The organism is Cupriavidus sp. 8B (assembly GCF_054589115.1).
Genome location: NZ_BAAILO010000139.1, coordinates 27,372 through 35,708 on the forward strand (window position 1 = coordinate 27,372; position 8,337 = coordinate 35,708).

Here is an 8,337-nt window from a genome sequence, read left to right on the forward strand (position 1 = left end):
GTCTCAGCCGGTGCCATGGCGCCGGCTTTTTGCATGACGCTGGCGTATCAGGGCTTGGTGCCGCCCAGCCCGCCAAGCAGTCCGCCGAGCACGCCACCCGTGCCCGCGTTGCCGGAGCCCGCCGTGCCGGTCACCCCTGCCACCACGTTGGTGACCGGCGCCAGTGCATTGGTCAGCGAGCCAGGCAGGGCGCCAGGCAGCGCGCCGCCGCCGCTGCCCGTGGCGTGCGTCACCGTGCCGAGGGTGTTGTTGAGAAGGCTGGTGACCGGTGCGAGCAGGCCCGACGTCGGCGCATTGCCTGGTGCGAGGCCACCGGGCAGTCCGCCAAGCAGGTTCGTGACCGGCGCCAGCGGGTTGTTGCCAGTGCCGCCCGCGGGAGCGTTGGCCAGCCCGCCCAGCGCGGAAACCGTGTTGCCGGTGGACGCCACGATGCCACCCAGGCTGGGCACCACCGGCGCATTGGTCTGCGTGACGGTAGTGCCGACGGTGCTCACCGTGCCGCCAACAGTGCGCAGCAAATTATCGACGACGGAACCCAGGCCGGTAGCTGCGCCGAGGGACTGCGTGGCGCCGGTCAGCGTGGAGGTCAGCGGAACGATCGCCTGGCCGAGGGTGCCCGTGACCTGGGTCACCGGATCGGTGATGAGTTGCGGCCCCGCGCCACCCGCGACCTGGCCAACCTGGCTGACGATGGATCCCACGGGCGTGGTGACGGCGGCCAGCGGGCCGGTGCCCACGGCGCCGACTGCGCCGCCCACGCCGCTGATGGCCGTGCCGAGTTGATTGAGCGCCGAGGGACCGGTCGCGCCGGTGAGTCCCGTGCCGCCGGTGGCACCGGTTGCGCCGGTGGGTCCCGTACCGCCCACGGGACCGGTGGCGCCCGTAGCGCCACCCGCGCCGTTCGTCCCCGTGGCGCTCGTAGCCCCCGCGTCGCCCTTGGCGCCCGCGCTACCTGCCGCGCCCGTGGCACCGGTGTTGCCCGCGCCTCCCGAATCGCCCGTCGGCCCTATGGCGCCTGACTTGCCAATCGCGCCGTCGGATCCGTTGGCACAGCCGCCAAGCAGCACCAACGCACCCAATGTGATACCAAGGAAATATTGCTGATTCCGCACGGTCAGACCTCTCTGGTTATTGCGTTTAATCGTCAAGTCGTGGCGAAGACGCAATACTTATGCCCGACGTTAAACGCGCTTTTCCCCGTGCACTGCGTGACCACATGCGTAGCCCGGAAACCCGCGTGCGCAATGGCTTTGCGGGGAATCCACAAGCGCAAGACCGCGCGTTTGAATCGCGCCGTTCGCCAGCCTGTTCCGTTACGCGTTACGTAACGCTCCCACCGGCAGCGCCGCCCACCAGGCGGAAAAATCGATGCCTCACACGCACGCCAGACCCGGGGTTTATCCGGATCGGCAACTGCCAAGCGGCGACAGTCTTGCGCCGGTGCGCTGCAGATAATCGTTCCAGGCAACGGATTGCGGCATCGGCCGCAGTGTTCCGCAGATTGCCCGCCACGGAGCTTTCAGCATGACCGCAACCCTCTCCCCCGATCTCAAGGCGCGCCGCGAGCGCCTGGTGCTTGACCACTTCGCCGACGAGACCCGCCAGGATTTCGACGCCGTGCTCGCCACCTTCCCGCACCCGCACTACGAGCTGATCCCCAGCGGCGAAGTGCATGACGGCATCGACACCGTGCGCCAGTACTACATCGACAGCCGCCTGGCCTTCCCCGACCAGCGCCACGAGATCATCCAGCTGCGCCACACGGAGGATGCCGTGATCGTCGAGTTCTGGCTGCTGGGCACGCACCGCGGCCCGTTGCGCGGCTTGCCGCCGACGGGCAATGCGTTTCGCTGCCGCATGATCGCGCTGTTCATCTTCGAGGGGGAGCGCCTGGTCTGCGAGCGCGTGTATTTCGACACGCTGACGATGCTGCGCCAGTTGCTGGCCGGCACGCCGCCGGACATGCTGCCCCAACTGATCGGCGGCCTGCTGGGCCAGCCCGAAGCGCGCCAGGCCGAAGCCGCATAGATAAAAAAGAAGAAAGACCACAGGAGACAAAGCATGAAACGCGAACCCGATCCGACCGGCCTGTTGCCGATCTCCGACTTTGACGGCGCCCGCAGCGCCAGCGCGCCGCAAGACCGCCTGCGCGCGCTGCGGCGCGTTGGCGAACGCTTCCGCGAACAGTTCCTGGAAGCGCCGCCGGTACGGTTCGCGCGCAGTTTCAACCTGCTGCGGGTTCCGTACCCGGCCTGGTACGCCTTCAACGGCGTGTACTCGCAGCAGATGCTCAAGCCCCACCTGATCCACCTGCTGTCGCGCATGGTGCTGATCCAGTACGAGGACTTCGCTGGATGCCTGCGCACGCTGCTCTTCACGCCAGCGGACTTCGAGGCCGGCGCCGAGACGCCCTACTTCAAGCGCATGAGCACGCAGACGCCGCAGTTCCTGCACAGCACCATCGCGCCCGTCTACGGCACCGTGCTGCAAGCGCTGGCGCGCTGCGGCGTGGCGCCGGAGCAGATCGACTACATCACCTACGATCACCTGCACACGCAGGACGTGCGCCGCTGGCTCGGCTGCGGCGCGAGCCGCGGGTTGCTGCCCAATGCGAAGCTTCTGGTCCACCGGCAGGAACTGGCCAGCGTGCACGGCCTGCTGCCGGTGCAGGCCGACTGGTACTGCCCCAATGGCCTCGCTGACGTGCCGCAGGAGCGCATCGTCGCCTTCGACGGCAGCGTGCACCTGGGCCAGGGCCTGGCGCTGGTACACACGCCGGGACACACCGAAGGCAATCACTCGCTGGTCTATCGCACGCCGGACGGCATCCGCGTGAGCAGCGAGAACGGCGTATCCGCGGATAGCTGGTCGCCCGAGCATTCGCGCCACAACGGCATCCGGCGCTTTGCGCGCGCCACCGGGGCGGAAGTGGTCCTGAACGGCAATACGCAGGAGGGCAGCAACGACCAGTACCTGTCCATGGTGCTGGAGAAAACCATCGCGGGCGCGTCGCAGGCGCATCCGTTCAGCAACGTTGTGCCGTCGTCCGAGTGCACGCCGTACTGGCTCTTTCCCGGCGCGCCGTCAAGCCACCTGTGGGGCGAGACCGCGTTCGGCCAATTGGCCAGCACCCAGCCAGAATGGGGGCCCGCGCAATGAACACCGCCACCCTCGCCAAGCCCGCCGGCGCGGCTGCCGCCGATCTCGCAAGCGACGCTGACCTCTACCGCAAGATCACCTGGCGGCTGCTGCCGCTGCTGTGCGTCTGCTATGTCTTCAACTACCTGGACCGCACCAACGTTGGCTATGCGCAGTTGCAGATGCGGGAGGACCTTGGCTTTGGCGATGCCGTCTTCGGCCTGGGCGCGAGCATCTTCTTTCTCGGCTATGCGCTGTTCGAGGTGCCCAGCAACCTGATGCTCGCGAAGATCGGCGTGCGGGCCACGCTGCTGCGCATCATGGGCCTGTGGGGGCTGGCGTGCGCGGCCATGATCTTTGTGAGCACGCCTGCGCAGTTCTATGCGCTGCGGTTCCTGATCGGGGTGCTGGAGGCCGGCTTTGCGCCGGGGGTGCTGTTCTACTTCACGCTCTGGTACCCGTCGCGCCGCAGGGCACAGGTGACAGCGCTGTTCTTCATGGCCTACGGCGCCGCGCCGATCGTGGCCGGGCCGCTGGCGGGCCTGGTGATGACGTTCCTCAATGGCGCGTGGTCCTTGCAGGGATGGCAATGGCTGTTCCTGCTGGAGGGGATCCCGAGCGCGCTGCTGGGCATCCTGGCCTTCTTCATCTTGTCGGACGGCCCGGCGCAGGCACGGTGGCTCAGCGCCCCTGAGCGGCAGCGCGTCGCCCGGCTGCTGGAAGAGGACCAGGCCGCCAACGGCATGCGCGCGACCCATGGCTTCGGCGCCGCGATGCGCGACCGGCGCGTGTGGATGCTCGGCCTGATCTCGTTCCTTGCCATCCTGGGCATCTATGCCTTGTCGTTCTGGCAGCCCACGCTGTTGAAGATGATGGGACTGAGCGTATTGCAGGTGGGCTTCTATGCGGTGGTGCCGGCGGTTACCGGCATCGCGGCGTCCATCGTCGTGGGGCGCCACTCGGACCGCACGGGAGAGCGGCGCTGGCATTTTGCGGGGGCGGCGCTGGTTGGCGCGCTGGGCTTGTCGCTCACCACGCTGTTCATGCACAACCCGCTGGCCGCGGTGCTGTGCCTGGCGGTGTCGGCGGCGGGCATCTCCAGCGCCTTCACGATTCTCTGGTCCGTGCCCGGCAGCATCCTGGCGGACCGCGGCGCGGCTGCCGGCATCGCCATGATCAGCACGATCGGCAGCAGCGCGGGCCTGGTGGCGCCGGTCATGGTGGGCGCCATCAAGGCGGCCACCGGCGGCTTCACCTATAGCTTGTACATCCTCAGCGCGGCGCTAGTGCTGGCCGCGCTGCTTTTCGTGATGGCGTTTCCCATGCGCATGGCTGCGCACGGGGCACGCTAGGTACGTCAGGCGCTTCGGCCGCGTCGGGTGCTTCAGGCGCTACGGCGGCGCGCATCCAGGCTGAAGCGGCCTGCACCGTAGACGGCGATCTGCAGCAGGCCGCCGGCCATGGCGATGTTCTTGAAGAAGTGGATGAACTGGTTCTGGTCCGCCAGGTTAGCGTGGAAAGCCAGCGCGGTCGCCACGCTGAAGACGGCGAGCACGGCCGCCACCAGGCGAGTACGGTATCCCAGGACCAGCGCGAGGCCGCCCGCCACTTCCACGACGATGGCAATGGCCAGCGCCACCTGCGGCAGCGGCAGGCCTACCGACTGGATGTAGCCGATCATGGCGGCGGGCGCGGCCAGCTTGGACGCGCCGGAGAGCAGGAAGATGGCGCTCACCAGCACACGGCCTAGCAAGGCCACGCCGGCTGCGGCGGGGGAATCGGACAGGGGACGGACCTGGGCGTTAAGTTGAGCGGCTTGGGACATGGTGGTTCTCCATTCGATGCGGCCAGCGGTCATGGCAGGCCGGTTTAGTCAGGGATCAGGGTTCGGGTTCAGGCTCGGGTTCAGGCTCGGATTCAGGTGCTGCAACCGATGGAGATCAATGTAGGCGGCTTTTTACGTGCGCGAAACTGGGATAATATGGATCGATACGTTCGATAAAATCGATAAGATGCCAAATCCCGGTACGCCCACACTGGATCAACTCAAGGTGTTCCTGACCGTGGTGGATGTCGGCAGCTTTGCCGGCGCGGCCCGCAAGCTCAGCCGGGCAACCTCGGTCATCAGCTATACGATCGCCAACCTGGAGAACCAGCTCGGCGTGGCGCTGTTCGACCGCAAGACCACCAGGAAGCCGCAACTGACCGAGGCGGGCCGCACCGTGCTGGCCGAGGCGCGCACGGTCACCATGGGCATCGACGGGCTGCGCGCGAAGGTCAAGGGCCTGCTGCAAGGCCTGGAGGCCGAGGTGCATCTGGTGCTAGATGTGATGTTGCCGGCTGCGCGGGTGGTGGACGCCTTGAAGGGCTTCCGCGAGGCATTTCCTACGGTAGCGCTGCACCTGCACATGGAGGCGCTTGGCGCGGTGACGCAACTGGTGCTGGACCACGCGGCCACCATTGGCGTCAGCGGGCCGATCAGCGCGGGCGTGGCGGGGATCGAGCGCATCCGGATCGGCGACGTGATGCTGCGGCCTGTGGCGGCGCCGGGCCATCCGCTGGCCCGTGGCAAGCCAAATCCGCCGGGTGCCGGGCGGCATCATGTGCAACTGGTGCTGTCTGACCGCTCGGCGCTGACGCGTGGCATTGATTTCGCGGTGATCAGCGCGCACACCTGGCGGCTGGCCGATCTTGGCGCCAAGCACATGCTGCTGCGCGAAGGCATCGGCTGGGGCAATATGCCGGTGCCCATGGTGCAGGAGGATCTCGACTCGGGCCGCTTGGTGCTGCTCGACCTGCCCGACTGTCACAGCAACCTCTACTCCTTCGATGCGATCTACCGGACCGACACGCCGCCCGGCCCGGCCGCCTCGTGGCTGATCGAGCGCTTCTCCGGCCAGGCCGCGGACTGATGCTTCCCGCGGCTAGCGGGCATTGCCGGCAGCGACGCCGGACACCGGCAGCTCGAAGCTGAACACCGTGCCGCTGCCGGCGCGCTCCACCAGCCGGATCTGGCTGTGATGCAGCTGCAGCATGCGCTGCACGATCAGCAGGCCCAGCCCGCCGCCGCGATGCGCGCCAGCGGCGCTGAATGGCCGCTGGAACAGGCTCTCGCGCAGCTCCGCCGGAATGCCCGGGCCGGTATCGCTGACGGTGACCGCCACCTTGCCGTCGCGCAGGGCGAGATCGACATCGATGGCGCCTTCGGCCGGCGTATGGCGGATCGCGTTGTCCAGCAGGTTGGTCAGCACGCGCTCGATCATGCCGAGATCGGCCGTGACAGCGGGCAGGCGCTGCGGAATGCCGGCGCGCAGCCGCACATGGCGCGCCTCGGCCGGCAGCTCGAACTTCTGGAACACGTCCTGCACCAGGTCCACCAGGGAAAAATCCTCCAGCGCCGGCTGGACGATGCCGTGCTCCAGCCGCGCCAGCTCGAAGAGCGATTGCGCCAGCCGCCCCACCTTGACGCTTTGCGCCAGCGCGATGGCCAGGTAGCGCTGGCGCTCGGCCTCGCTGAGCGTGTCGGCCTTGAGCGACAGCGTTTCCAGGTAGCCGTGCAGCGAAGTCAGCGGCGTGCGCAGGTCATGGGAGATGTTGGCGACCAGCTCGCGCCGCTCCTGGTCCTGTTTGGTCAGCGCGCGCCATTGCTCGGCGATGCGGTCCGCCATTTGCGCGAAAGCCGCTTCCAGCGCGACGATTTCATCGCGCGCGTTACCGGATGGCGAGCGCGGCACGCGCGGCTGCGTCTGCGGCGCGCCGTCGGCGTCAAAGCGCCGCATCGCCTCGGTCAGGCGGCGCAGCGGCCGGGTGATGAGCCCGAACGCCATCAGGCCCGCGAGCAAGCCCAGCAGCGCCACCAGCCCCATTGACCACAGCGTGGTGCGCAGCACCGAGTTGGCGGAGGCGCGCGCCGCCAGTTCATCATGCGCCTCGCCCAGCAGCACCACGTAGATATAGCCCGAGGGCTCGGCGCCGCCCGCGCGCAACGGCGCGGCGCTGAACACCTTGCGCCCGCCCGCGCTGCGCGGATCGTCGCCGAGGATGGGCAGGGGCTCGCCGGCCAGCAGGCGCTGCACCGGCTTCAGGTCCACCTGCTGGCGCTGCAGGTGCCCGGCCGGCGCGTCGTGCCCCTGGATCCGGCCCTGGCTGTCCAGCAGGTACACCTCCACGCTCGGGTTCACCACCATCAGCTGGCCAAACAGGCGGCGCAGCGCGTCCGGCTTCAGCCCATTGGCGTCCATCAGCGACGCGTTGCGCGCGATGTGGCTGGCCAGCCCGCGCGACAGGTCCTGGATGACCTCTTTCTCGCGCATGTCGTTGGAGCGCACCTGCAGCCACGCGGAGGCGCCGCAGCAGGCCAGCAGCAGCACGGAGAAGACGAGCGACAGCCGCTGCGTCAGGGTCAGGCGCCGGCCCAGGTTCAGTCCGAGATCAAGGCTCACGGCGTGCCTCCTTGCGTTCCCGCCGGGCCCGACGCGAGTTTGTACCCATGGCCCCACACGGTCAGGATGCGGCTGGGCTGCGCCGGGTCGGCCTCGATCTTGGTGCGCAGCCGGTTGATATGGGTGTTGACGGTATGTTCGTAGCCCTCGTGCTGGTAGCCCCAGACGGCGTTGAGCAGGTCCATGCGCGAGAACACCTTGCCCGGATGCCGGGCGAAGAAATACAGCAGGTCGAACTCGCGCGGGGTGAGCTCGATGCGCCGGCCGTCCACGCTGGCCTCGCGCGTGAGCGGATCGATCGACAGGCCGCCGAGCTCCAGGCTGCCCGCGTCGATCCGCAAGTCCTTGGCCATTGCATCCACGCGCCGCAGCAGCGCCTTCACGCGGGCCACCAGTTCGAGCACCGAGAACGGCTTGGCAAGGTAGTCGTCGGCGCCTAGCTCGAGGCCGAGGATGCGGTGGACTTCGCTGGAGCGCGCGCTGGTGATGATGATCGGCGTGTAGCGCGTCATGGCGCGGGCGCGCCGGCAGATCTCCAGCCCGTCCACGCCGGGCAGCATCAGGTCGAGGATCAGCGCGTCCCAGTTGCCCTGCGCCAGCAGGCGCAGGCCTTCGTTGCCGTCGGCGCTGTGCACGACTTCATAGCGTTCGTCGCGCAGGTGCAGGCTCAGTACGTTGGCGATGTCGACGTCGTCTTCGACGATCAGGATGCGCTTTGGGTGATCCATGTTCAGCCTAGGGGCGCGAGCCGGCTCGC

Annotated in this window: 8 protein-coding genes; 4 read left to right on the forward strand and 4 right to left on the reverse strand. The window is 68.1% G+C overall.

All coding sequences use genetic code 11. The features are described 5' to 3' along the window. Nucleotides 1–47 precede the first annotated feature (47 nt). Nucleotides 48–1,112 carry a collagen-like triple helix repeat-containing protein gene (locus tag ACYP5B_RS14665; RefSeq protein ID WP_400096563.1) on the reverse strand — a complete coding sequence of 355 codons (1,065 nt, stop codon included), beginning with the start codon at nt 1,110–1,112 and terminating at the stop codon, nt 48–50. Between the two features lie 412 nt (nt 1,113–1,524). Here ACYP5B_RS14665 and ACYP5B_RS14670 point away from each other — a divergent pair, with 412 nt between their 5' ends. From ACYP5B_RS14670 to ACYP5B_RS14680, 3 genes are read left to right on the forward strand one after another with little or no spacing between them, the layout of a single operon-like run. Then, entirely contained in the window at nt 1,525–2,028 is a 504-nt protein-coding gene (locus tag ACYP5B_RS14670; RefSeq protein ID WP_400096562.1) for an ester cyclase, read from the forward strand. A 33-nt stretch (nt 2,029–2,061) separates the two neighbouring features. Then, the gene (locus ACYP5B_RS14675; protein WP_400096561.1) at nt 2,062–3,159 is read left to right on the forward strand and encodes an MBL fold metallo-hydrolase; all 1,098 of its coding nucleotides are present in this window, start codon (nt 2,062–2,064) and stop codon (nt 3,157–3,159) included. After that, nucleotides 3,156–4,490, forward strand: a complete 1,335-nt coding sequence (locus ACYP5B_RS14680; protein WP_459570200.1) for an MFS transporter — start codon at nt 3,156–3,158, stop codon at nt 4,488–4,490. The genes ACYP5B_RS14675 and ACYP5B_RS14680 overlap by 4 nt, the downstream gene beginning before the upstream one ends. 32 nt (nt 4,491–4,522) lie before the next feature. Here ACYP5B_RS14680 and ACYP5B_RS14685 read toward each other — a convergent pair whose 3' ends face one another. Next, nucleotides 4,523–4,963 carry a DoxX family protein gene (locus tag ACYP5B_RS14685; RefSeq protein ID WP_400096559.1) on the reverse strand — a complete coding sequence of 147 codons (441 nt, stop codon included), beginning with the start codon at nt 4,961–4,963 and terminating at the stop codon, nt 4,523–4,525. Nucleotides 4,964–5,150: 187 nt separating this feature from the next. Here ACYP5B_RS14685 and ACYP5B_RS14690 point away from each other — a divergent pair, with 187 nt between their 5' ends. After that, nucleotides 5,151–6,050, forward strand: coding sequence for a LysR family transcriptional regulator (locus ACYP5B_RS14690; RefSeq protein WP_400096558.1), 900 nt, complete (start codon nt 5,151–5,153; stop codon nt 6,048–6,050). A gap of 12 nt (nt 6,051–6,062) precedes the next feature. Here the strand turns inward: ACYP5B_RS14690 and ACYP5B_RS14695 are convergent, their stop codons facing one another. Together ACYP5B_RS14695 and ACYP5B_RS14700 are read right to left on the reverse strand one after the other, a co-directional pair. Next, a complete protein-coding gene (locus ACYP5B_RS14695; protein ID WP_400096557.1) occupies nt 6,063–7,580 on the reverse strand; it encodes a sensor histidine kinase in 1,518 nt (505 codons plus the stop codon). Continuing rightward, the gene (locus ACYP5B_RS14700) at nt 7,577–8,308 is read right to left on the reverse strand and encodes a response regulator transcription factor (RefSeq protein ID WP_318235225.1); all 732 of its coding nucleotides are present in this window, start codon (nt 8,306–8,308) and stop codon (nt 7,577–7,579) included. Before ACYP5B_RS14700 ends, ACYP5B_RS14695 begins: the two co-directional genes overlap by 4 nt. Nucleotides 8,309–8,337 lie beyond the last annotated feature (29 nt).

What these genes read in the sequence shown, in the direction of transcription:
- ACYP5B_RS14675 (WP_400096561.1), top strand. Translation starts at nt 2,062, where the DNA reads ATGAAACGCGAACCCGATCCGACCGGCCTGTTGCCGATCTCCGACTTT.
- ACYP5B_RS14670 (WP_400096562.1), top strand. Translation starts at nt 1,525, where the DNA reads ATGACCGCAACCCTCTCCCCCGATCTCAAGGCGCGCCGCGAGCGCCTG.
- ACYP5B_RS14690 (WP_400096558.1), top strand. Translation starts at nt 5,151, where the DNA reads ATGCCAAATCCCGGTACGCCCACACTGGATCAACTCAAGGTGTTCCTG.
- ACYP5B_RS14680 (WP_459570200.1), top strand. Translation starts at nt 3,156, where the DNA reads ATGAACACCGCCACCCTCGCCAAGCCCGCCGGCGCGGCTGCCGCCGAT.
- ACYP5B_RS14685 (WP_400096559.1), bottom strand. Translation starts at nt 4,963, where the DNA reads ATGTCCCAAGCCGCTCAACTTAACGCCCAGGTCCGTCCCCTGTCCGAT.
- ACYP5B_RS14700 (WP_318235225.1), bottom strand. Translation starts at nt 8,308, where the DNA reads ATGGATCACCCAAAGCGCATCCTGATCGTCGAAGACGACGTCGACATC.